At 57.7% G+C, this 24627-nt stretch carries 18 protein-coding genes; 9 read left to right on the top strand and 9 right to left on the bottom strand.

Annotated elements, in window-relative coordinates:
* Positions 1-109: 109 nt before the first annotated feature.
* Positions 110-2404: a diguanylate cyclase gene (locus ABJT94_RS01995; RefSeq protein ID WP_348476014.1), complete on the bottom strand. Its 2295-nt coding sequence runs from the start codon at positions 2402-2404 to the stop codon at positions 110-112.
* A gap of 111 nt (positions 2405-2515) precedes the next feature.
* Positions 2516-4027 carry an FMN-binding glutamate synthase family protein gene (locus ABJT94_RS01990; protein ID WP_348476012.1) on the bottom strand — a complete coding sequence of 504 codons (1512 nt, stop codon included), beginning with the start codon at positions 4025-4027 and terminating at the stop codon, positions 2516-2518.
* 123 nt (positions 4028-4150) lie between these two features.
* Here ABJT94_RS01990 and ABJT94_RS01985 point away from each other — a divergent pair, with 123 nt between their 5' ends.
* Positions 4151-5383 carry a bifunctional alpha/beta hydrolase/OsmC family protein gene (locus ABJT94_RS01985; protein WP_348476011.1) on the top strand — a complete coding sequence of 411 codons (1233 nt, stop codon included), beginning with the start codon at positions 4151-4153 and terminating at the stop codon, positions 5381-5383.
* A 12-nt stretch (positions 5384-5395) separates the two neighbouring features.
* On the opposite strand, the gene ABJT94_RS01980 is transcribed toward ABJT94_RS01985, so the two are convergent.
* Positions 5396-6595, bottom strand: coding sequence for a multidrug effflux MFS transporter (locus tag ABJT94_RS01980; protein ID WP_348476009.1), 1200 nt, complete (start codon positions 6593-6595; stop codon positions 5396-5398).
* A gap of 187 nt (positions 6596-6782) precedes the next feature.
* On the opposite strand from ABJT94_RS01980, the gene ABJT94_RS01975 reads away from it, so the two are divergent.
* Positions 6783-9482, top strand: coding sequence for an HAD-IC family P-type ATPase (locus ABJT94_RS01975; protein WP_348476007.1), 2700 nt, complete (start codon positions 6783-6785; stop codon positions 9480-9482).
* Between the two features lie 40 nt (positions 9483-9522).
* On the opposite strand, the gene ABJT94_RS01970 is transcribed toward ABJT94_RS01975, so the two are convergent.
* The 3 genes from ABJT94_RS01970 to ABJT94_RS01960 all read right to left on the bottom strand — a co-directional run bounded on the left by ABJT94_RS01970 (position 9523) and on the right by ABJT94_RS01960 (position 12312).
* Positions 9523-9978 (bottom strand): GAF domain-containing protein, encoded by a 456-nt coding sequence (locus tag ABJT94_RS01970; protein ID WP_348476006.1) that lies wholly within the window; start codon positions 9976-9978, stop codon positions 9523-9525.
* 101 nt (positions 9979-10079) lie between these two features.
* Positions 10080-11666, bottom strand: coding sequence for an ABC transporter substrate-binding protein (locus tag ABJT94_RS01965; RefSeq protein ID WP_348476005.1), 1587 nt, complete (start codon positions 11664-11666; stop codon positions 10080-10082).
* 37 nt (positions 11667-11703) lie between these two features.
* Positions 11704-12312: a cupin domain-containing protein gene (locus ABJT94_RS01960; protein WP_348476004.1), complete on the bottom strand. Its 609-nt coding sequence runs from the start codon at positions 12310-12312 to the stop codon at positions 11704-11706.
* 96 nt (positions 12313-12408) lie between these two features.
* Between ABJT94_RS01960 and ABJT94_RS01955 the strand changes: the two genes are divergently transcribed.
* The 5 genes from ABJT94_RS01955 to pepQ are packed head-to-tail and all read left to right on the top strand — an operon-like array spanning position 12409 to position 17297.
* Positions 12409-13485, top strand: a complete 1077-nt coding sequence (locus ABJT94_RS01955) for an ABC transporter permease (RefSeq protein WP_348476003.1) — start codon at positions 12409-12411, stop codon at positions 13483-13485.
* Positions 13482-14387, top strand: coding sequence for an ABC transporter permease (locus ABJT94_RS01950; protein ID WP_348476002.1), 906 nt, complete (start codon positions 13482-13484; stop codon positions 14385-14387). Before ABJT94_RS01955 ends, ABJT94_RS01950 begins: the two co-directional genes overlap by 4 nt.
* Positions 14387-15217, top strand: a complete 831-nt coding sequence (locus tag ABJT94_RS01945; protein ID WP_348476001.1) for an ABC transporter ATP-binding protein — start codon at positions 14387-14389, stop codon at positions 15215-15217. The genes ABJT94_RS01950 and ABJT94_RS01945 overlap by 1 nt, the downstream gene beginning before the upstream one ends.
* Position 15218: 1 nt before the next feature.
* On the top strand, positions 15219-15941 hold the full coding sequence (locus ABJT94_RS01940; RefSeq protein ID WP_348476000.1) for an ABC transporter ATP-binding protein: 723 nt from the start codon (positions 15219-15221) through the stop codon (positions 15939-15941).
* Positions 15942-15992: 51 nt separating this feature from the next.
* Positions 15993-17297 (top strand): Xaa-Pro dipeptidase, encoded by a 1305-nt coding sequence (gene pepQ, locus ABJT94_RS01935; RefSeq protein ID WP_348475999.1) that lies wholly within the window; start codon positions 15993-15995, stop codon positions 17295-17297.
* A 184-nt stretch (positions 17298-17481) separates the two neighbouring features.
* Here the strand turns inward: pepQ and ABJT94_RS01930 are convergent, their stop codons facing one another.
* On the bottom strand, positions 17482-18870 hold the full coding sequence (locus ABJT94_RS01930; protein ID WP_348475997.1) for an enoyl-CoA hydratase/isomerase family protein: 1389 nt from the start codon (positions 18868-18870) through the stop codon (positions 17482-17484).
* A 236-nt stretch (positions 18871-19106) separates the two neighbouring features.
* On the opposite strand from ABJT94_RS01930, the gene ABJT94_RS01925 reads away from it, so the two are divergent.
* Both ABJT94_RS01925 and ABJT94_RS01920 read left to right on the top strand, forming a co-directional pair.
* A complete protein-coding gene (locus tag ABJT94_RS01925) occupies positions 19107-20264 on the top strand; it encodes a TAXI family TRAP transporter solute-binding subunit (RefSeq protein ID WP_348475996.1) in 1158 nt (385 codons plus the stop codon).
* A gap of 64 nt (positions 20265-20328) precedes the next feature.
* Positions 20329-22347 (top strand): TRAP transporter fused permease subunit, encoded by a 2019-nt coding sequence (locus ABJT94_RS01920; protein WP_348475995.1) that lies wholly within the window; start codon positions 20329-20331, stop codon positions 22345-22347.
* Positions 22348-22403: 56 nt separating this feature from the next.
* Here ABJT94_RS01920 and ABJT94_RS01915 read toward each other — a convergent pair whose 3' ends face one another.
* Together ABJT94_RS01915 and ABJT94_RS01910 are read right to left on the bottom strand one after the other, a co-directional pair.
* Positions 22404-23189, bottom strand: coding sequence for an IclR family transcriptional regulator (locus ABJT94_RS01915; protein ID WP_348475994.1), 786 nt, complete (start codon positions 23187-23189; stop codon positions 22404-22406).
* Positions 23190-23399: 210 nt separating this feature from the next.
* Positions 23400-24605, bottom strand: coding sequence for a 3-oxoadipyl-CoA thiolase (locus ABJT94_RS01910; protein WP_348475993.1), 1206 nt, complete (start codon positions 24603-24605; stop codon positions 23400-23402).
* Positions 24606-24627: the final 22 nt, after the last annotated feature.

Raw genomic sequence — 24627 nt, 5'->3', positions numbered from 1 at the left:
CCTTGTGTATGGGCGAGTCATCACAGTTGCATCTCATTAAATAAGTAAAAACTAATATAAAGAAGAATAGGGCGCCTTGGTTAAAACGTCAACTGCGGGATTCAAAGGCTCAGTTTGCGGGGCTGGGGGCAGTGCTGTGCGCCGGACGGGCGGGGGTGCAAACCCGGTTACGACCGGAATCCTTTGCGAGGTACAGGGCATTGTCGGCCAGAACCAGCAGTTTGTCCGGGTCGGTGCAGTGCTCGGGCCAGGTTGCAATGCCGGCTGATAGCGTCAGATGCCCCAGGTTCCGGTTTTCATGAAAGATGGGCACCTGATTTACGGCAATGCGAATTTCTCCGGCCAGGGCTTCGGCATCGGCCGAACTGGCACCGGGCAAAATGGCAATGAATTCTTCGCCACCATAGCGGCACACCACATCGGTTTCACGAAACCGGATGCGCATGGTATCAGCGACCAGGCGCAGGGCTTCGTCGCCGGCCTGGTGCCCGTATTGGTCGTTGAACTGTTTGAAGTGGTCGAGGTCGACCATGATGAAACTCAGTGGCACCTGGGTACGCAGTGCAATGGCCGACTCCCGGGCATAGAGTTCGTTAAAGTAACGCCGGTTCTTCAGACCGGTGAGCGAGTCCTCATACGATAGCGTCTCCAGCCGTTGTCTCAGAATCAGGCTCGACAAAACCACGCCTACCTTGTCCATTGCCTGGCGGACAGATTGAAACAAATGGCCGCGACCGCTGCGACGTTCGCCTTCGGCGACCAGTTCAGGCAAGGCGATTATCAGCAGGCCCAGCACATCAGAGCCCCGGTCGACATCTTCAACAGTAATGGGGAATACCCAGTATGGATAACCGTCAAGATCGACCCGTGCCTGGCTCATCGGGTCCAGGTAGGCAGAGGCTGATATGCCGGGGAAATCGCTTCCTGACCAGGTTTCAGGCAGCTCCAGTCCGTGTTCGCCCCATTGCGACAGTAACGTGAATACCGGTTTGGTGTTAAGGCGACGATAGAGTGCGCCAACCAGAGGTCGAGTGTAAGCCGGCAGATCAGCGGCGAGGTTGTCAAAGCCCTGCTCCAGTGATTGGCTGGCGTGCAGGCGGGTGACCATGTCATTGAGCAGGAGGGTTTTTTCATGCTCATAAGACAGAATTCGGGTACGCAAGCGCTCCTCGTCAGCCAGCGTTTCAAGCTTGCGGGTGCGTTCATCGACTCTCAGTTCCAATTGTTGATTGAGCGCGTACAGTTCCTGGCGGGTTTGGTGATATTGGCGCAGCGACACCAGGCTGATGACCAGAGAAAACGCCAGTCCGCCCCAGCTCAGTGGGGTTCGATTCCAGGGCAAGAAGCCGTGGGCGACTGCCATATCGATAATCAGCAGGGCCGAGTAGAGCGCGAAGGTGGCGATGACTGCCTGTTGCTCCCGGCTTACCCGGCGCAGGTTAGGTGCGACTAATACAAACAGCAGGGTCAGTGTCGCTAGCAGCAGATAGTCAAATACATAGAACGCCGAGGGCAGAATAATGACACCGAGCAACGACAAGCCAAGGGCACCAATCACGTACAACACATGCCCTTGCCACAGTTTGCGAATCAGCCCGATTCGGGATTCCGGCAGCCATTGTTCCAGCAGCAAAGCAATGGCCACTGGCAACGTGAAGTAAGCGCCCGCGGCGACGTAGTCCCAGACAATAGGCTGGTACAACAGCAACAAGCTGGCGGGACTTTCGGCGGTGACCATCAGTGCCGAGGCCAGAGAAAACAGGCCCACGCTGACAAAGGTTCGACGCTGGGTTTCGATCAAGGCGAAAAACAAGGCAAGCACGGCTATGATCAGGGAAAAGGCACTGGCGGCTAGCGCATCCGCCGAATCGATCAGCAGGGTGAGAATCTGATCCTGCCGACTGTTCAGTCTCACCTCGCCCCAGAGGCCGATGTCGCTGTAGCTCGAAAAGATTCTGAAATACAGGGTTTTGCCGCTATACCCCTCCGGCAGAGGCACCATATGCCAGGGCCAGCCTTCAAAAGACCCCTGGCCCTGTTCATCGAAGGCGCCATAATGGTAGATCTGCTCACCCTCGAGGTAGACCTCGGTAATCAGATCAACGCTGTAAATATAGAGAATTGGGTCCCGCCATTCATCCGCAGGCAGGGTGACCCGATACCACACATTGGTCTGGCCATCGCGATCGGGCGGGTTGGACGGAAAATCGATGGCCTGCCACTCGCTGCTGTCGGCTGGGTCGTCTGTCCACGCTGGCACGCCGTCTGCGTTGAAGGGGGAATCGCCCCAGCGGTATTGCCAGCCTTCGTCCAGCGGTTGCCCTGACGCCTGCGCCTGAAGCGACAGCAACCCCAGGCTAAGGGCGGCAGCGATCAGCAGCGTTCGCACATAAAAATTTTGCATCAGGGGCACTACCACAGCCGACAAACATATTAGTAATTGATAATAGTAGCTGCCTGCGGCGATTGCCTTAAAAATCGACTGCAGATCACCGGTTTCAGCACACTGCAGCCACTACTTAACCGAATGCAACGGTATGCGGTTTTGGTAGAAATAATCCAGCGGCGCCGAAAAGCCATTGTCGGTCACCATGCGCACGTGTTTGCGTTCCAGCTCGGAGGGGCCGGAAACGCCACAGGAGTGGGCAATCATTTCCAGAAAATACACCATCTGTCGATGGTAATGGGCCACCCGGGCGGCTTTGTCGGCCGGCACCAGGCCGCGTTGCAGCTTGGGGTCGTGCGTGGTGACGCCCGTCGGGCAGGTATTTCGGTTGCACTGCAATGCCTGAATACACCCGAGCGAAAACATGAAGCCCCGGGCCGATACCACGTAGTCAGCGCCGGTCGCCAGCGCCCAGGCGACTTTGCTGGGTACCATTAACTTGCCGGACGCGACGATCCGGATACGCTCGCGCAGGCCACTGGCGATAAGCTGGTCTACGAGCCATGGCAAGCTTTCCCGGATTGGCAGACCGACGTAATCCATCAGCGGCTGTGGCGCCGCGCCGGTGCCCCCATCGGCACTGTCGAGAGTAATGAAATCTGGAGCGTACTCGGGGCCGCGTTCGCGAATCAGCTCGAACAACGCAACCAGCCAGTCGGTATCACCCAGCACGCATTTAAAGCCAACCGGTTTGCCGGTGATTTCTCTGACCCGGTGGATCATCGCCAACAGTTCAGCGTTCGAGGTAATGTCCAGATGGCGGTTCGGACTGATTGAATCCTGACCGATGGGGATGCCCCGGATCTTTGCGATTTGCTCAGTTACCTTATCGCCGGGCAGAATGCCTCCTTTCCCTGGTTTGGCCCCCTGGCTGAGCTTGATCTCGAACATGCGGATCTGGTCGTGAGCTGCCAGTGCGCGCAACTTGTCGTCACTGAGTTCACCCGTTTGGTCCCGAACGCCATATTTGGCGGTACCCACTTGAAACACCAGGTCACAGCCACCTTCGAGGTGAAACGGTGACAAACCGCCTTCGCCGGTATTCATCCAGCAGCCGGCCTGTTTGGCCCCCCGGGAAAGCGCCTGGACGGCTGGCTTGGACAGGGCCCCGTAACTCATGCCGGAGATGTTAAAGAAAGACTGGGGTTCATAGGGGTGACGGCAGCCCGGGCCAATGCGTTTGGGTTGCCAGTGGGCGGCGGTGTCGCTCAGAGTCGGGAAGGCCGAATTCATGAACATCACCGTTCCGGTTGGCTCCAGTGAGCGGGTGGACCCGAAGGCAATGGTGTTATCGAGGTTTTTGGCTGCCCGGTACACCCAGCTGCGCTCTGCCCGGTTGAAAGGCAGCTCCTCACGGTCCATGGCAAAGAAATACTGTCGAAAGAATTCACCCATGTGTTCAAAGAAATACCGGAAGCGACCCACCACCGGGTAGTTGCGGCGAATGCTGTGTTTACTCTGATTGCGGTCGATCAGATACAAAACCGCCAGAGTGATCAATCCAACCAGCAACGCCAGCACGAGTAATAGCCCCAACGCGGCTAGTGCGATCAGGCCCAGATTCAGCAGATTACTGCTCATCGATTGTCCTCAGTTAGAGATTTTGGAGTAGCCTACCAGAGGATGGTCGGTTGAGGGCGGTTTCCCTTAGGCCCTGGCGAATGTGCTAGTGTGCTGGTCTGTTATCTGTTTCCGGGAGCCACCATGACACGCCGTAAAATCGAGTTTACCAACCGGGAGGGGCATACCCTGACCGGTGCACTGGAACAACCGGATGCCGGCCCTGTTCGGGTGATGGCCCTGTTCGCCCATTGTTTCACCTGCGGCAAGGACGTGGTCGCCGCGACTCGCATTGCCAGTGCGTTGGCCGAGCAGGGCATCGCCGTATTTCGCTTCGACTTTACCGGCCTGGGTGGCAGCGACGGCGATTTCGGCAACACCAATTTCAGTTCCAATGTTGAAGATCTGCTTGATGCCGCTGAGTTTCTGACTGAACACTACCAGGCCCCCAAATTGCTGATTGGCCATAGCCTGGGTGGCGCGGCTGCACTGGTCGCGGCCTCCCGGCTTGAATCGGTAGAAGCAGTGGTGACCATTGCCGCCCCTTCTACGCCTTCGCACGTTCAGCATTTATTTGCCGACCAGCACTGCGACATTACCCGGGATGGCCAGGCCGAGGTGGATATTGGCGGTCGCCACTTCAACATCAGGTCGCAATTACTGGAAGACCTGGAGGACTGGTCGTCACGCAACCTGGTTGCCACCTTGCGCAAACCCTTGCTGATTTTCCATTCACCGGTCGATGCCGTAGTGCCCGTCAGTGAAGCCGCCGAACTTTATCAGGCGGCCATGCATCCAAAGAGTTTTGTGTCACTCGACAACGCCGATCACCTGTTGTCAAAGCGCGCAGACGCTGACTATGTGGCGGCGACACTGGCGGCCTGGGCCAGCCGGTACCTGGAATTTGGCGATGAAGCCACTCCGACAGATCGGCCGAAGGTCGCAGAAGACGAGGTCATCGTAACCGAACAGGACGCCCGCTTTTTGCGAGGCCTGTACACAACACGACATGAAGTACTGGCCGATGAGCCTGAAAGCAATGGCGGCACCGACCAGGGCCCAACCCCCTATGATCTGTTGCTGATGTCGCTTGGCGCCTGCACCTCAATGACCTTGCGCATGTACGCCAATCACAAATCGTTGGCTGTCAGCGACATTCGGGTGCGGCTGCGGCATTCGAGGATTCACGCCGAAGACTGCCAGGAGTGCGAGTCGAAGAACGGACAGATCGAACAACTGGAGCGCCACATAAGCTACCAGGGCAACCTGACCGAGGCCGAACAGCAACGTTTTCTGGAAATCGCCGATCGCTGCCCGGTGCATAAAACCCTGACCCGGGAAATACGGATCAGAACCGAAGGAGGGCAGGTGAACTAGATTGAAACCTGATTACGCTGTAGCGGCCATTCGAATCCGGGCGGCAAAGCCCCAGCCAAAGATGGCCACCGCAATGCCGCAAAACCAGATGCCCAGCGCCATCGGCAGCGGTGACCCATCCATGGCCTGGCCCAGCCAGAGCCCGATCAGAAACGAGCCGATCACCATCACCAGGCTGCTGAGTGCCGATGCTGCCCCGGCGGCCTGAGGGAAAGGCCCCATAACGCCGCTTTGTGCACAGGGCTGGTTTATGCCGTGCCCAATCATGAAGACGTAAAACGGCAGCAGCAACGCCCAGAGTGAGGTAAAGCCCAGTACAACCAGCAGAATCATCGCCGAACTGCCCGTCAGTGCAAACACACCACCGACCACAACCGTTCGCTGAATGCTGACGCGCAGCAGCAGACGACGGCACAGTAATGTGCCGCTGATGTAAGACGCAGACATCGAAAACATGATGATGCCGTAATGCGTTGCCGACAGGCTCAGGTAGTCCATAAACACAAACGAAGACGACGCAAGGAATACATAAAGGCCCCCGTAAGTGGCGGTCTGAAGCAGCGCGTAAGACCAGAACGTGTGGTGGGTGAGAATGCCGGCCCAGGTGCGCACCAGGCGGCTCGGTCGCAACGACTGGGTGCGTGGCTCGCGCAGTGTCTCGTCAAGGCGAAAAGCAATTAGCAGCAAAACCGCAAAGCTGAATACCGCCAGAAACACAAAGGTAAACTGCCAGCCGAGATAGGCGGTTAACAGGGCACCGAGCGGTGCGGAAATACAGGCCAGAACGCCAAGGCCGGATAAGCCCCGGCTGAGCGCGTGCGCCGACTGTACCGGGTCGTCAAACAAATCGCGCACCAGGGCCCGGGCACACATCACTGCCGCGCCCAAAGCAATGCCCTGAATCAGGCGCCAGCCAATCAGCCACTCCATGGCCGGTGCCAGTGCCGCGCCTATGGCCGATAAGGCGTATAAGCCCAGGCCTGCCATCAAGACAGGCCTGCGGCCATACCGGTCGGACACTGGCCCCCAAATCAGTTGGGACCCGCCGAAAGCGAGCAGCATAACCGACAGGGTTAACTGGGCATGGGCGATCGTGGTATCGAACGACTCGGTGATGTACGGCAGGGCAGGCAGGTAAAGGTCGGTCGTGAACGGCTGCAAACCCAGCAGGAGCGTCAGAATCAGGATCAGAAAAGCAGGGTTTAGAGCCATTAAAAGTCGGTCCTTGTCGGTGAGCGTAAGCGTTGCAGCACTATATCGCAGAAAGGCAGACCTCGCTGGAACGCTGCTGTCTGAATGGGTGTACGATGGGCCTGAGAACGGGCTTTGCAACCGGCTGTCGATCCCGGGATACTGAAACCGGTTAACCCATGTTACACCGCCCAAGCAGGATTCCGCCATGAAGGCCGTCGACTACTCACAGGATCTGGATACCGTCTTTGCGCACCTGGAAACCAGCGCCGAAGGGCTGAGCGCAGCAGAGGCGGCAGAGCGCCTCGCGCGCTTTGGTGCCAACGAAATCACCTTTCGGAAAACACCTGCCTGGCGCCGGTTGCTGGCGCAGTTTTACGACCCGATGGTAATTATTCTGCTGGTGACCGCGGGCATAACGACCACCCTGACGTTACTGGGTGAGCACATGTTGCCAGACACCCTGGTGATTATCGGTGTGGTGGTGCTAAACGCCTTGCTCGGGTTTGTTCAGGAGGGCAAAGCCGAAGGGGCCCTCGATGCATTGCGCACCCTGCTGGTACAGGAGTGCCTGATCATTCGAGCCGGCACCGAGCACCGCTTGCCCGCCCGAGAACTGGTACCGGGGGATCTGGTAGCTCTTGAAGCCGGCGATAAAATCCCGGCAGATGTTCGTTTTGTTCGTGTCAGTAATCTGCATGTCGATGAGTCGTCGCTAACCGGCGAATCCGTACCAGTGCAGAAAATAACCGGTGCTTTGGCGGGCCAGGATCTGGTACCCGGCGATCAGCGTAATACCGGCTTTTCCGGCACGTACGTCAGCCAGGGAACCGCCACAGCGGTGGTGATTGCCACCGGCCATCAGACCGTTTTTGGCCAGATCGCGGGTATGGTGAAGTCCGCCCAGGTCAAAATCACCCCGATGCAACGCAAGCTGAATGAGTTTGTTCGCAGTCTGATCATCGCCATATTGGCGGTGGGTACGGTCAGCTTCTTCTATACCCTTTATCTCGGGTTCAGCATCAGCTACGGTTTTCTAGGGGCGGTCTCGCTGGTGGTGGCTTCTATTCCTGAAATGCTGCCCGCGCTGATGACCTCCATTCTTGCACTCTCGGGCGTGGTGATGGCCCGGCGTAAGGCACTGATTCGCCATTTACCCGCCGCTGAAACGCTGGGTGCAACCACGGTCATCTGTTCCGACAAAACCGGCACACTAACCGAAAACCGAATGACGGTGACCCGGGTATACGCCGGTGACCGGGTGTATGACGTCAGCACCGGCGCGACGCCACTCGAGGGCGAGTTCAGCCTTGAAGCGCCCGTCGATGTAACGGGTCATCCTGCCTTGTCGACGTTGCTGACGGCCGGTAGCTACTGCAATAACGCCCACCTGTCCGGCGACGGTGGTACGGGTGATCCGACGGAGATTGCCTTGCGTCAGTCCGGTCACAAGGGGGGTGTCCGCCTCGAGCAGATCCGTCGGGTGGAGGAAATTCCATTCGACTCCAGCACCAAATACATGGCGGTGCTGGTAGATACCGACCAGGGTCGTCAGGTGTGGGTGAAAGGAGCCCCGGAAGTGGTGCTGGGTATGTGCGATCAATCCCTAGATGCACAGGGTCAGCCGACCAGTCTCGACAGCGCCCGTGTTGCCGGTCAGGCCACCGCCTTCGCCAGCAACGCACTGCGTACCCTTGGGTTTGCCATGAAATCGGTGTCTTTAGATCACGCCGACCTGCGCCATGAAGACCTGTCCGGTCTGGTGTTTGTCGGCCTTCAGGGCATGATCGACCCGCCCAGGGCCGCAGCGAAAGACGCCGTGGCAATCTGCAAGGAGGCGGGCATCCGGACCATGATGATTACCGGTGACCACCCGGATACCGCCCGGGCGGTGGCGCATCTGTTGGGCATTGAAGCTAGCAGGGCCGTCACTGGCGCTGAACTGACCGGCATGAACGAAGCCGACCTGCGCACCCTGGTTGAAACGGTGTCGGTATTTGCCCGGGTGGCGCCGGAGCACAAGAAGGCCATAGCTCAGGCGCTGCAGGCTAACAGGCACGTGGTCGCGATGACGGGCGACGGCGTTAATGATGCACCCGCCCTGAAAGCCGCCGATATTGGCATCGCCATGGGCCGCAGTGGCACCGAGGTCGCCCGGGAAGCCGCCGATATGGTGCTGCAGGATGATAACTTTGCCACCATCGTCGCGGCGGTCGAGGAAGGCCGACACGCCTGGAACAATGTACAGAAGGCCATTTTATATACCCTGCCCACCAACGCCGCCCAGGCGTTTCTGATTCTGGGAGCAGTGCTACTTGCCGCTCAGGTGCCACTGTTTGGCGTACGGTTTGTTCTGGAGCCGGTGCAAATACTCTGGATCAACCTGCTCGATTCGGTGCTGCTCACCATGCCTCTTGTGATGGAACGCAAGGAGCGCGACTTGCTCAAGGCACCCCCCAGGGCGGCAGACGAGGGCATCATCAATGCACGGTTTGTTCAGCGATTGCTGATTATGGGGCTGGCCATTTCGCTACCGGGCTTTGCGCTCTATTACTATTTTGGGGCACCAGCGGTGGTGGGTGGTCAACGGGTCGATGCGTTACTGCTGACCCAGGCGCAGACCGCCGCATTCTGGGGTATCTTGCTGGCGCATATCGGCTATGTGGTGTCTGCCCGGTCGCTGAAACAGTCGGCCTTCAGCTTCAGCCCCTTCAGCAACCCCTGGCTGCTGGGCGGCATTGCCATCAGCATAGGGATTCGGCTGATACCAACGGCGATACCGGCTGCCAACGAGCTGTTTCGCACGGCGCCTTTTCCGCTGGCATGGTGGCCCTATATTCTGGCGTGTTTTTTCCCGAGCTTTATAGCCATTGAGTTTTTAAAACGGTGGGAAAAAAGGAAGGGGTAAGCGGGGCAGTTGCCCCGTTACATTTTAGCGTCGCCAGGCCTCAGCCCAGTTCCTTTGCCAGCGCGGTAACCAGCGACTGATGATGAGCGTTGACCAGATTCTCGAGGGCGGTAACGCGTTCTGGTGTGAAATGGTTTTTGCCATCCAGAAAGTTCACGGTACCGACAACCCTGTTCTGTTCAATGACCGGAACGTTCAGTACGGACTCGCAACCGAGTTGATTAATCAGCGGGTGGTCGGAAAACACATCGGAAAAACCGTCGGTTGAGTTGGCAACAAACGACTGCTTGGCGTCGATGACCTGGGCACTCCAACGGTCCTGTCGCATTGGCTTGGAGCCGGTTGCCGGATAGTCGGTTGGATGAGAGGTGTAAGCTCTGTGCGCTAGCCCAGCGTCGTTGTCCAACACCATGATGGTAAACAGTTTGGCGCCTGCGATGGTTTTCGCTTCCTGATGCAGTGCCTTATAAATTGGAGCGGATGAATCGAGTGTCATTGCGTATCCAGCATTATTAGAGAAAAAATTCGGTCAAAAAAAAGGGGGCGCAGAGCGCCCCAAGTCGTACATTATGAAGGTAATGCGTTCGTCATGCCGTGTTACTTGGTGACCAGACGGTAGAACACATAGTCGGAAATGGCACCGTTAACAAAGCCCTGCACCTGGTTCGCCATGGCGACCTGTTTGGTTGCCTGGAACATGATCACAATGGGTGATGACTCTTGTACACCCCGTTGCAATTCTTCATACATGGCCAGGCGCTGGTCCGCGTCCTGTTCACTGAGTGCCGCCATGGTCATTTCATTCATCGCATCAGATGGCTGCCAGCCGTTGCGCCAGGTTGTGGTGCTCTGGTAGTTGTCGTCTGAATTGTCGCTGTTGTAGGAAAACGCCTTGGCATTCGAGTGCGGGTCCATGAAATCCGGGCCCCAGTAAAGCAGCATGGCTTCATGGGTGCGGGCGCGGTATTTGGTGATCACCTGGGCACCGGTGCCGGGCAGAATGTCAAAGTTCAGGCCTATGGGCGCGAAGGTAGCTTGCAGTGCCTGAGCCATATCGGTAAACGGCGCCGAGTTGATGACATCCAGCGTCATCGTCATCGGCAAGTCAAAACCGGCGTCCTCAAGAATGCTCCGAGCCCGTTCCGGATCGTAGTTGAAGGGCGTCTCAGTGACCGCACCGGGGAAGCCAGCGGGCCAGAAGGCCTGGTGAACGCGCATCTGACCGTTCAGGAAGGAGTCGGCCATGCCGTTGTAGTCGACCAGGTAACGGGCCGCTTCCCACAAGGCTTCAGACGTCAGTGTATCGTTCATCTGGTTAAACGACAGGAAGTGCACGGCGGCTTGCGGAAAGGTTTCAACCCGAACCTCGTCGTTGCCGGCCAGGCCGCTGACCTGGTCTGGCGTCAGGTTCATGGCGATGTCGACATCGCCGGAGGTCAGTAGCAGCCGCTGGGTGGCGGCTTCTGCGACGTGACGAATGATCACCGAATCCATTTCCGGCGCGCCGGCAAAGTAATCCGGGTTTGCATCCATAATCAGCAGCTCGGCGGGGCGGTAGGTGCGCAGCTTGAAGGGACCGGTGCCGGCGGAGTTCCGGTTCAGCCAGCTGTTGCCCATGTCGCCATCAACGGCCTGGGCCTTGACGGTCTCTGCATCGACGATGGATGCCGGGCGAGACGCCAGCACGTTCATTACGAACGAAGGCGCAAACTCGCCTTCATAACGCACCGTCACTTGGTTGCCATCAGCAGTGACCATGTCCAGCACGTTGTCGGGTGTCCAGCCGAGCTGGGTCAGGATGAAGGCCGGGGCCTTGTTCAGTTTGATAACCCGCTCGAACGAGTAGAGCACGTCGTCGGTGCGCAGTGGATTGCCGGAATGAAAGGTCACGCCATCACGCAAGGTGAACACAATTTCCTGATCGGCTGCATCGATTTCCCAATCAGAAGCCAGGCCGGCGACCAGGGTGGTGGTGTCTTCAGCGTCGTATTGCACCAGCTGGTCGTAGACGTTGGCGACAAACTCACCGGATGAAAATTCATAGGCCTGAGCCGGATCAATGCTGACGATGTCATCGATGTTCTGTGCGACGACCAACGCATTATCGGGCGTGGCCGCCGATGCATACGCACCAGTCAGCGTCAGCAGCGCAGCAGCTGCGACGGTTTTAAAGCGGTTAACCATAGTTATAGCTCTCCAGAGTGTTTACCGTTTTTATCGTTTAGCCCCGAGCGAGCGGGGTTCTTTTTTGGCCAATCAGTCGGGGTGAGGTGCCGGTCCAGACCATACGGACCGGTACGTCTCCAATATTGGCGAAACTGTGTGGGGTATCACCCATAAAATGCAGGGTGTCCCCGGCATTCAGAACAAAGGCGCTGTCACCCAATGTCTGTCGGACAGTGCCTTCCAGAAGAACGATCAGTTCTTCCCCGGCGTGCTTGGTGAGTTCGGAGCTGTATCCGACCGGAATGTGAATCATGAGCGACGTCAGGGTGCCCCCTGGCAGGTCTGTCGACAGGCGTTCGTACTGTAGCGAGGAATCGGCAATGGCAAACCGTTCCCGCTCTTGTCCCCGTGTAATGCTGTCATTGGCGCGCGGTGTGGCGATGAAGTATTCAATGCTAACGCCCAGTGCTGATGCCAATTGAGCCAGCGTCCCAAGCGAAGGTGTGCCCTTGTCACGTTCCACCTGGCTGAGAAATCCCACTGAAATCCCAGCCTGATCACTCAGCGCCTGAAGCGTGAGCCCGGCCCGGCGTCGCAAATCGCGAATGCGTTGGCCGCTGAGGGGCGGTTTTTCGAGGACTTGAGCCGGTTTCGGGTCGTTCATCGGGCTACCTGTTTTTATGAAAGTTATTTGACACTAGTAAAAAAATTTAGTTAAGTCAAAAAATGTTTTTTACAACAACAAAGGATTTTGTCTTCCATGAAAAGCCTTGTGCTGACAAACCCAGCCGCTGACGACCCCTGGAAAAGGCGGCGTCAGCAGTCACTGCGCTGGCTGGTTTCGCTGGGCGGCTTTGCGGCTACCATCGCGATGACCTTTCTGGGCCTGCTGGCCATTACCTTCGTAATCGGCCGAGTGGTACCCATCGACCCGGTTCTAGCCGTGGTGGGCGACCGTGCCCCGCAGGATGTCTACGACGCCGTTCGGGCTGAGATGGGGCTCGACAGTCCGCTGATCGTTCAGTTCGTGCAGTACGTTGGAGCGGTAATCAGCGGTGATCTGGGCATGGCTGTCACCAGTCAGCGGCCAGTCGCTGAAGAATTGGCGCGAGTGTTTCCGGCGACACTGGAAATGGCCACGCTGGGTATTCTGATTGGCGTGCTGGTCGGTGTACCAGCCGGGGTGTTGGCGGCCGCTCGTCAGGGTTCCTGGATTGATCAGGTTATTCGGGTGCTTGGCCTGGCGGGCTACGCCATACCCGCCTTCTGGCTGGGCCTGGTGGGCCTGGCCCTGTTTTACGCCAACCTGCGCTGGGTGGGCGGGCCGGGCCGGATCGATATATTTATGGAAGGCATCGTACCGAGCCGAACCGGCCTGTTGCTGATCGACAGCATGCTCTCGGGTGACTGGGCGGTGTTCCGCAGTGCCTGGTCTCATATTATTTTGCCCGCCACGATTCTCGGCTTCTTTAGCCTGGCCTACATCGCCCGGATGACGCGGTCATTCATGCTCGAACAGCTCAGTCAGGAATACGTGATTACCGCGCGGGTAAAGGGTGCGCCGGAACGGGTTGTGATCTGGCGGCATGCGTTTCGCCCGATTCGGATCCAACTGGTAACGGTGATTGGCCTGTCCTTCGCCCAGTTGCTGGAAGGGTCCGTGATGATCGAGACGGTTTTCTCCTGGCCCGGCATTGGCAACTACCTGACCAATGCTCTGCTTAATGCCGACATGAACTCGGTGCTGGGCGCCACGCTGGTGATTGGCGCTGTGTTTATTGGCGTCAACAAGGTCTCCGACCTGTTGTATCGCATACTGGATCCGAGGGCACGATGATGCAGCTGTCACACGCATGGTTAGTGGATGAAAACCCGGAAACCCGCTTTCAGGCCGGGGCCGGACAAACCTATCGGATGGTACGGGCGCTGCTGCGGAATCCGCTGGCGGTGGTCGGGCTGGTGATCATCATTGGTCTGCTCATCGTTGCCGCCTTCGCTCCGGTACTGGCACCTTATTCTCCGATAGAAAGCAACCTTGGTGCCCGCCTTCTGGCACCCTCTGCCGATCACTGGATGGGCACCGATGAGCTGGGTCGCGACATTCTTTCGCGCATCATCCACGGTGCGCGCATCACCCTGATGATCGTGCTGTTAGTCGCCGTAATTTCGGCGCCGGTGGGTTTGCTGGTCGGTACGGTCGCCGGCTATTTTGGTGGCTGGGTTGACCGCGTATTGATGGGGCTGACCGATGTCTTCCTGTCGATGCCGAAGCTGATTCTGGCGCTGGCGTTTGTCGCTGCTCTGGGGCCTGGCATTGAAAACGCGGTGATCGCCATTGCCATCACCACCTGGCCGGTCTATGCCCGAATTGCCCGGGCCGAGACCCTGACGTTTCGCAATGCAGAGTTTATCTCTGCGATTCAAATGCAGGGTGCCAGCCATACCCGGGTGATTCTCAGACACATCATGCCGTTGTGTTTGTCGTCCACCATCGTGCGGGTAACGCTCGATATGGCCGGCATCATTTTGACCGCCGCCGGCCTGGGGTTTCTTGGCCTGGGTGCACAGCCGCCGTTGCCCGAATGGGGTGCGATGATTTCCAGTGGTCGGGCGTTTATTCTTGACCAGTGGTGGGTAGCCACCATGCCCGGTTTTGCCATCGTGATTGTCAGTCTTGGCTTTTGTCTCTTTGGCGACGGTCTGCGTGACGTACTCGACCCCCGTAACAGGACCCGATAATGAGTTTATTGACCATAGAAAACCTGCGCGTCAGCTTTCCCGGCGAACAGGGTGCCATTGAGGTTGTAAAGGGCATCAGTTTTGAACTGGGGCGAGAGCGTCTGGGAATTGTGGGTGAGAGTGGGTCCGGAAAATCGATGACCGGTCGTTCCATCCTTCGCCTGATCGAAAAGCCGGGTAAAGTGACGGCCGACCGGATGGAGTTCGATGGCCTGGATCTGATGACGCTGTCCAACAAGCGAATGCGGGCCCTGCGCGGCGCTCGCATGTCCATGGTGATGCAGGACCCCAAGTTTTCATTGAACCCGGTGATGCGCATTGGTGATCAGATCGCCGAGGTGCTGAGCTTTCACAGCACATTAAATGCACGCGAACGACGCAAGCGCGTGCTGGAGTCCCTCGAAGCTGTGCGCATTACCGACCCGGAGCGAGTGTACAAGCTGTACCCGCATGAAGTGTCGGGTGGTATGGGCCAGCGCATCATGATTGCCATGATGGTGATTCTTGAGCCTGACCTGATGATTGCCGACGAACCCACCTCTGCACTGGATGTGTCGGTACAGGCTCAGGTGCTGGATATTATGGATGACCTGGTCACCCGCACCGGCATGGGGTTGATCATCATCAGTCACGATCTGAATATGGTCGCCCGTTATTGCGACCGCATTCTGGTGATGTTCAACGGTGAAATAGTGGAAAGCTGTCAAGCCAGTGAGCTGGCCAATGCCCGGCATCCCTATACCCAGGGTCTGCTCGCCTCAATGCCAACGCTCGATGAACACCGGGACCGCCTGCCGGTACTAGACCGCACCCAGCTGGGAGGTGTCTAACATGATTGATCTCAAGCACCTGTCGATTGCCTATGGGGAAACCTCAGTGGTCAAAGACGTGACGTTGCACGTACCGGAAGGCGGTAGCTTTGCGTTGGTGGGCGAGAGTGGGTCGGGTAAATCCACCATTCTCAAAGCCATTGCCGGCCAGATCACCAACTGGACCGGCCGGATTCGGCTGGGCGAGCACGACCTGCAGCACGGCCGTGACCCGGCTCTGGTCCGTTTGTGTCAGATGGTGTTTCAGGACCCGTTTGGCTCGCTGCACCCGCGCAAAACGGTCGATACCATTCTCAGTGAACCGCTCAGTATTCATGGCATTCGTGACCAGAACCAGCGAGTACTGGAGACGCTGGATGCCGTTGGGCTGGCCCGCAAATTCCGGTTTCGTTTGCCGCACCAATTGTCGGGCGGTCAGCGCCAGCGCGTAGCGATCGCGCGTGCCCTGATGCTCGACCCGCCGGTCATGCTGCTCGATGAACCGACCTCGGCACTGGATGTGTCGGTACAGGCTGAAGTGCTGAACCTGTTGAAAACGCTACGGGAAGAGCGCGGGCTCACGTATTTTCTGGTGACTCATGATCTGCCCGTGGTGTCCTTTCTGTGTGACAACCTGGGCATTTTGCAGCAGGGCCAATTAATTGAGCTTGCCACCGTTGACCAGCTGAAACAACAGCAGTTCAACAGCGAATACGGAAACGAATTGCTGTCGAAAAGTTTTTAATCGTGACCTTTTTTACTGACAGGGCTGAGTGACTGGCCCGCTGGAGACACCATGAATACACAACACTACAGCCGCCACCTGGCCACCCTGATGGAACGCTATGAACGAGCCCTTGCGACAACCGGGTACGACCAGGTTGTTATCAGCGCAGGGAGCCTCGTCATGGTGGCTGAGGACGACCGCGCTTACCCTTATACGCCGAGAGCCTACGCTCAGCAGTGGTTACCCTACGACGTCCTGCCCGACACCTTCATCGTTTTCAAACCTGGCGACAAGCCGCGTTTGCTGTGGCCAGCCCGTCAGGATTTCTGGCATATTTCGCCCACCGAACCGAGTGGCGACTGGGCAGGCATGTGGCGCCTTCAACCGGCTGAAAGCCTGGATGATTGGCTGCCCTCGCTGACCGGTCGCATCGCCTGGGTTGGTCCGGAGCATCCTGCATTGAGTCAGTTTACTAATGCGGTCGAACTAAACCCGACGGAGCTGAGATCCCTATTGGCCTATGACCGCGCCTATAAAACCGAGTTTGAAGTTGAATGCCTGGCTGAGGCAAACCGGCTCGCGGTACGCGGACACCGGGCAGCGCGTGACGCCTTTTTTGCCGGCCAGTCTGAAGCCGGCGTGTATCGCGATTATCTGGCCGCCAGTGGTCAGTTGGAAAGCACCGAACCCTACAGCGGCATCATTGCGTTAAACGAATCAGCGGCGACGCTGCACTACGAACGACGCTCGTTTGAAGTACCGGCCCAACACCGAACCCTGCTGATCGATGCCGGTGCCAAGGTGAATGGCTACGCCAGTGATATTACCCGTACGCACACTACCGATACCGGTCGTTTCGCTGCTTTGCTGGCGGGTGTGGATGCGCTGCAACAAGACATCAATGCGGCCATCAAACCCGGCGTGAAAATGACCGACCTGCATCGAAAAACCAAGGCGGGTGTTGCACAGCTGTTGCTCGACCACAAGATTTGCAGCCTCCCAGTCGAGGAGCAACTGAGCAAGAAAGTTCCCCAGGCGTTTTACCCGCACGGATTGGGGCATCTGCTGGGCTTGCACGTTCACGACGTCGCCGGTCATCAGCAAACCCCCGAAGGTGATGTTCGTAACGATCCGGACAATCCCTTCTTGCGGCTGACCCGCACACTCGAAGAGGGCATGGTGATTACCATTGAGCCCGGCTTGTATTTTATTCCGATGTTGCTGAACAAACTGATCGAAGCCGAGCCACAGCACGGGCTGGATCTGGAGCTGATCGAACAGCTTAAGCCTTTCGGTGGCATTCGGATTGAAGACAATGTGCTGGTGACCGCAACCGGCCATCGTAACCTGACGCGAGAGGCATTCGACGCTTAAGCAGGTCGATAAATTACGAGTTCAGGTTTCGGAGTTTGCACAATACGAGCGGCGGGTGCCGGTGGTGCTTCTGCGGTCTAGGCTCCATGGATGGATTAACGCCGACCCCACAGAAGCACCACCGGTATCCGCCGCGGGCTACAGCCACCCTATTAATCCGAACTCCGAAACTTGTGTTACCAGGCTACTTCGACAAAGTAGCCTTGTAATGTGGCCCACCCAGATGTTTTGGGTAGCCCAGGGTTTCAATGGCCAGTACGTCTATGTCAGAACCGCGATAGCACAGCCCGGCTTCCCAGCTACTCAGGGCGGCTTTTTCCTGCGCGTTTCTGTCGCCCTCTGATGCTTTTGTGCTGTCCTTTAAGGCGCGATAGAGACTGTATTGCTTGCTTGGAATGACCGACAAGCCGGAAGATTTGAGCAGGTTGAGCAGAGCTTGTTGTGCGCCGGGCTGTGCTCCGTGGTCAATCAGTTCTGCCCACTGGCTATGGGGAATGAGCAGTAATGAAAAGTCGCTCGCCACGTCAGCCTGTGCTGAATCCGGATCGAGAAAGGTGACGGTAACAGGGGTGTCAGCGCTTTCGTTGTCGTCTGAAGTCAGCCAGACGCTCATCCCCGGTGAACCGGATTCAGACCGCTCCACCAGCGGCTGATCGGCCAGGGCTTTAACTACTGAATGCTCACCGGACACAACGACGCTTGCGATCCTGGCTGGACCGTCTGCTCCCGGCACCTTGCCGATGGCTTTGCTGGCAAGAAAATGATGTATCAACCCGGCGCGCTGCGGTGAGTCCATGCATTGAAAAAACAGTTCGCGCTCGAGTGTCAGACCCTCTGACAGAGGTAAATTACAGCTGGCTTCAAGGGCATCCAGAATGCGAAACGGGGAATAAAGCTCCGGGCATTCGTCGAGCAATTGCTGGCGAGCACGGTCGATGACATGGCTGTCGTCTTGGGGGTTGGGCAGGGCGCCGGTTTTGCGCAGCGCAATACGCCCTTCTTGCCATTGTCTGGCAACAGCCAGTGCTGCTTCCTGCGCGGAATCCGCATCGCTGATGGCGTCGACCAGACCCGAGCTCAGCGCCGTCTTGGCATCGACCAGTTTACCCCGGGTGATCCAGTCGGCAGCGGTTGCCAGGCCGGTCAGTCTGGGCAGGCGCTGGGTGCCACCGGCGCCGGGCAGCAGACCCAGCTTTACTTCCGGCAAGCCAAGGCGAGTGTCATTGAGAGCAACCCGGTAGTGGCAACCCAGGGCCACTTCGAGGCCCCCGCCAAGGGCCACACCATGCAGGACGGCAATTACCGCTTTCGTGCTTTGCTCCAGCGTCGCGATCACATCCGGAAGGATGGGTGACTGGGGCGGTTTGCCGAATTCTTTGATGTCAGCGCCGGCAATAAACACCTTGCCGCGTCCCATCAGGGCAATCACGTTGATCGAAGGGTCTGTTTCCGCCTTGTCCAGTGCCTCCAGCAAACCGGCACGGACGGACTGTGACAGGGCGTTGACCGGTGGGTTATCAATCTCGATCAGGGCCGTGTCACCCTGGCAGCTCAAGTAAACAGTCTGGCTCATCCTAACCCTCTATGTTTGCGCGCTTAACGGTGCCGTCGGAATTTGCTGTTTAGGGTGGTCAGCCCGGCATCAATAGTCAATAGAAACAAAATACCAAACTGCAGAGCGGAACAGCTGGGGTGCCTGAACGCCGCCAGCCATTGACAGGGGGAATCAGCGAGGGCTAGGATAACCTCTGCATGCGAAAGATAATTCCGCACAGCAAAACAAAAACAAGAAGCACTCAGGAGTGAACTATGAGACGTTTTGCGCTACGCCTTGCTGTTGCCAGCTTGCCACTGATTTTTGGTGCATCCGCCAGCCTGGCATCCGAGGTTGAATTACCCTCTACCATGGCCTGGACGGCCTACGGCACGAATTCCAGTGGTTACGCTCAGGTGGTTGCCATTGGCAACATGCTGCAATCCCAATACGGTACCTCGGTTCGCATATTGCCGGGTGACAACGATGTATCGCGCATGACGCCGTTGAAAACCGGCCGCGTCGACCTGTGCGCCTGCGGTATTGCCAGTTACTACGGGGCTGAAGGTGTGCTGATGTTCGCCGACCGGGACTGGGGCCCTCAGCCGATTCGTCTGATTACAACGTCCAAGGCATCGTTTGGTTTATCGATTGCAGTAGCAGGTGACATGGGCGTTGAGACGCCGGCTGACTTACGAGGCAAGCGGGTGGCTTACATTCGCGGTGACGATGCCCTGAACAAAGGCACCGAGGCGTACCTGGCGTTCGGTGGCCTGACCTGGGATGACGTGGAGCGGGTCGATTTTCCCGGCTACGCACGGTCGTTCGACGGGATCATTGCGGGGAACGTTGATGCCTCCTTCACGACATCGGTGACACCGCCAGCCCAGCAATTGGCCAGCAGCCCCCGGGGCATCAGCTGGCCGGTGCTTGACCCGAACGATACCGAAGGCTGGGAGCGCATGAGAGCGGTTGCGCCTTACTTTCAGCCTCACCAGGTGACCGCGGGTGCCGGCGGCGTCAGTGCTGACAATCCGGTTCCGAGTGCCAGTTACCCTTACCCGATTGTCATTGGTAATGAGACGCTGGATGACGATGTGGCTTACAGCCTGATCAAGGCCATGCAGGAAAAGTTTGACGCGTACAAGGATTCGGCGCCCGGTGCTAACGGCTATGCACTGGACAATCAGAACCTGAAATGGGTGATTCCGTTCCATGAAGGGGTGGTTCGTTACTATCAGGAAATCGGCATCTGGAACGATGATCTTCAGGCTCATCAGGATTACCTGGTCAACCGCCAGAATCTGATTCTGGACGCCTGGAATGCGTTCATCGACGATGCCCCAAGCGATAACGATGCCTTTACCGTAGCCTGGATGCAGGCACGCGCAGACGCCTTGAACGCTGCGGGTATGGATCTGGTATTCGAGTAATCGGCTGTGCAGCCAGCCAGCCCCCGGCTGGTTGGCTGATCTGTTTTTTTAATGAGTAGATCTTATGACGACCAAGGCTCAGGGTAACCCTGTCCGTCCCGACGAGACAGACCATAACGCGCCAGATTCAGAAAAAACCATCAGCATCCGCGCCTTACCCACTTTCCTGGCATGGTTGCCGGCCGCGATAACCAGCCTGTTGTTGGTCATGACACTGGATTACTTATTCAATTTTGGCTGGTTTTTGTTCGTCTCCAGTCTGGAAACGCAATTCTATTATTCGGTGGTGACCTTGTTGTTGCCACTGGTCTTTCTGTTGTGGCCTGCAGTGCCTTCCCTGGCGTCAAAGCCGGTGCCCTGGTATGACTATGCGCTGAGCCTTCTGACGCTGATCACCGGCGCGTATTTTGTCATACACGCCGAACCGATTCTTGAGCGTGGCTGGGCATTTGCCGCACCCGACTTGGCCATCTATTTCAGCTACCTGTTCTGGGTGCTGATTATTGAAGCGGCGCGCCGTGCCGGTGGCTGGCCAATCGCCATTATCGCGGCTGTTTTTTCTCTGTATCCGCTGGTTGCTGACGTTATGCCTGGCCCGATTCAGGCGTTTTCAAGCTCGTTGTCGGAAACCGCCATGTATCACACCATGAGCACCGAAAGTGTCATGGGCATTCCACTGCAAGCGTTCGCCAGCCTGGTGGTTGGCTTTCTGGTGTTTGGCGTAGTGTTGCAGAAAACCGGTGGCGGCGAGTTTTTTATCAACCTGGCGTTCTCGGTACTGGGCCACGTTAGAGGCGGTCCGGCCAAGGTGTCCATTTTTTCAAGCGGGTTGATGGGCTCGATGAGTGGCAGTGTGATCAGCAATGTTCTGACCACCGGTACGTTGTCCATTCCTGCCATGCGGCGCATCGGCATGAAGCGGTCTTTTGCGGCCGGTGTCGAGGCCTGTGCGTCTACCGGTGGTGTGCTTATGCCCCCGGTAATGGGGGCAACCGCTTTTGTTATGGCGATGTTTCTGAACGTCCCCTATTCAGCCGTCGTGCTGGCCGCGATTATCCCGTCCGTTTTGTATTTTCTCGGGCTTTTTATTCAAATAGACGCTTATTCGGCTCGCAATGAGCTGGAGGGGTTGCCAAAGGAAGATCTGCCGACCTTGTCGACTACGTTGAAGGAAGGCTGGTATTTCATTTTCGTGTTTGCCCTGTTGATCTGGATGTTGCTGGTGATGCAGCGTGAAGCCGTTGCGCCGTTTTATGCAACGGCGTTGTTGCTGGTGTTGAATCAGTTTTCGAAGAAACATCGGTGGGGCTGGAAGCAGGCTTACATGGCCCTGACGGATGGCGCGAAATTATTTGCTGAGTTAACGGCGATCCTGGTCGGTGTCGGCTTGTTGGTAGGGGCCTTGTCGATCACCGGCTTGTCCGGAACCATCGCCAATGATCTGATTTTCCTGGCCGGTGGCAGTGTGTTGCTGCTGCTGTTGATGGGTGCGCTGACCAGTTTCGTACTCGGTATTGGCATGACGGTAACGGCGGCCTACATTTTTCTGGCCGTTGCCCTGGCTCCGGCGCTGACACGGGGAGCGGGTCTGGACCCAATGGCGGTGCACCTGTTCATTCTCTACTGGGGCATGCTTAGCTTTATCACACCGCCGGTGGCGCTTGGCGCGTTCGCAGCGGCAACAGTCGCCGGCGCTCGTCCGATAGAAACCGGTCTTCAGGCGATGAAGCTGGGCAGTGTCATTTACTTTATCCCGTTTCTGTTTGTATTGAACCCGGCGCTGATTATGCAGGGCGAGGCACTGGAGATTGCGATTGTCTTTGTGCAGGCGGTGGTCGGTATTGTCTTTTTCGCATCGGCCATGCAAGGGTACATGATTGGCGTGGGTCGATTGGGCTATGGCATTGCCCAGGAAATTGTCGTTCGTGGTCTGGTCCTGATTGCCGGCCTTGCACTGGCCTTGCCGGGCGGGGGGGATTTGATTCCAGTGACACAGTGGCAATTGCTGCTGATAGCCGCGGCCTGCTTGCTGCCCGCGATCGGGCTGGCCCGGTGGGGCCAGGGGAAACAAGCGGTCGCGTAGTGGGTGACATCGCTGGGTAGAATGATCGCGCAGCAACGGGCTGCGCAGTCATCGGTTTAGCCGTGTTTCAATTGATCCTGAATGGAGCTGGCCAGACGTTTTAAGCGCGGCCCCAGCTTTTCAGTCAGAATCTGATGGGTCAACCTGAGCGACGCGCCGCCGCAGTTGATGGCCATTACCTCAGAACCGCCTTCAAGAATTAACGGCACGGCAACGGCGCTGATTTCGTTCTCCCAATCGCCCTCGGAAAACACAAAACCATAGCGCTGATAATCCGCCAGGCTCTTGTCAATGACGCCCTGTGCCGCCTCCCACTGCTTTGGGTCGGCTGTCTTGAGCTGTTCCAGAAATGCAGTGCGACGCTGCTCACTAACGCCACACAACCACGCCCGGCCAATCGCCGTGCTCACTACAGGCAGGCGCGAACCTGCCTCCAGACGCATCACCAGCGGGCCAGTACCCTGGCACACTTCCACATAGGTAATTGCGTTGCGGTCGACATCGCCCAGCGCAATGGCACAGTCCGTCGAATTGGCCAGCTCCTGCATATAGGGCCGAGCCAGCTGGCGAATGCCATGGCTGGCGAAAAACCGGTAACCCAGCGCCAGCACACCCGGGCCGAGCAGATATTTTTCCAGGTGGCTGTTGTATTTCAGGTAGCCCAGTTGGGTGAGTGTGTAAGTGAGACGAGACACACTGGGTTTGGGAATACCGGTGCGTTTCGACAGTTCACCATTACCCAGGTAGGTTTCACCCGCTTCAAAGGCGCGCAGTAACTCAAGCCCACGAGCCAGGGCAGTGACAAAATTACGGTCTTTTTCTTCGGGTTGATCGTCTTGCATGTGAAGGCATCACTCTTTAGATATTAACTCAAGTTTTGGATTTGCTGAGTTGACGAGCGACGAGTGCCGGTAGTGCCTCTGAGGGGGAGTCCGCAGCAGGGATGCTGCGGCCTAGGCTCCACGGATGGATCTACGCCGACCCCTCAGAGGCACTACCGGCATTCGGCGCGGCCCATTGCCACATGGTAACTCAGCCATTGTTTGGTAACATCAGCGACAACGCTCAATGATCACAGCAATACCCTGGCCCACCCCAATGCACATGGTGACCAGAGCGTATCGGGTTTGCTGTGCTTCAAGGTGTCTCAGGGCCGTCAGCGCGAGCCGGGCACCGGAAGCGCCCAGAGGGTGACCGATGGCAATGGCACCACCATGGGCATTCAGGCGAGCGTCATCAAAGGCCAGCCCCAGATGCTGTGCACAACCCATCACCTGCACCGCAAAGGCTTCGTTGATTTCAATCACGTCCATATCGTTCAATGTCAAACCGGCCAGCGCCAGTGCCTTGCGCGAGGCGGGCACCGGGCCCAGTCCCATGACTCTGGGTTCAACGCCGGCTACCGCGCAACTGACGATACGACCCCGGGGTTTGATGCCGGCATCGTTGCCGGCCTGCTGGCTGCCGAGAATCAGGGCCGCCGCACCATCGTTGATGCCGGAGGCATTCCCCGCGGTAACCACTCCATCCGTGAATAAGGGTGGCAGTCTTGCGAGCGTGTCAGCAGTGCTTTCTGCGCGCGGGTGTTCATCCCGGGTAACCTGAAGCGCGGGCTTTTTCCGTCCCTGGCTGACTTCCACCTCAAGCAACTCTTCGTCGTAAAAGCCCTGAGCCAGTGCTTTTTGATAGAGCGCCTGGGAGCGGGCCGCAAAGGCATCCGCCTGGTCGCGCGGCAGACCCATGTCGGCGGCAATGTTGTCGGCGGTTTCAGGCATACTGTCGAGACCAAACTGTTCCTGAATGCGGGGGTTGGCAAAACGGGCACCGATCACCGTGTCATACATCGTCTGGTTGCGGGCAAAGGGGCTTTCGGCTTTGGCCAGAACGTAGGGCGCACGGCTCATGCTCTCAACACCCCCGGCAATGTACAGGCCGCCCTCTTCACAGCGAATGGCACGGGAAGTATCGATGACGGCGGCCAGGCCACTGCCGCACAGCCGGTTGACGGTCTGGCCGGCCACAGAAACGGGTAGACCAGAGAGAAGCCCGGCATGCCGCGCGACGTTACGGGAGTCCTCACCGGCCTGGTTGGTGCAGCCTGCCACCACATCTTCATAGTGGTCGGGGTTAAAGGGGGTGCGTTGCACCAGGGTGCTGATCGCCAGGGCGAGCAGGTCGTCTGGCCGCACGCTGGAGAGTTTTCCGCCAAACCGGCCAAAGGGCGTTCGAATTCCGTCGTAAATGTAGGCGTCTTGCATAATGTACCTCGGTCAGTAGGGC

It is taken from the genome of Saccharospirillum sp. (assembly GCF_039982735.1).
Lineage (GTDB): Bacteria > Pseudomonadota > Gammaproteobacteria > Pseudomonadales > Natronospirillaceae > Saccharospirillum.
The sequence above is the reverse complement of the archived record's forward strand: the minus strand, read 5'-3'. Positions and strand labels throughout refer to the sequence as shown.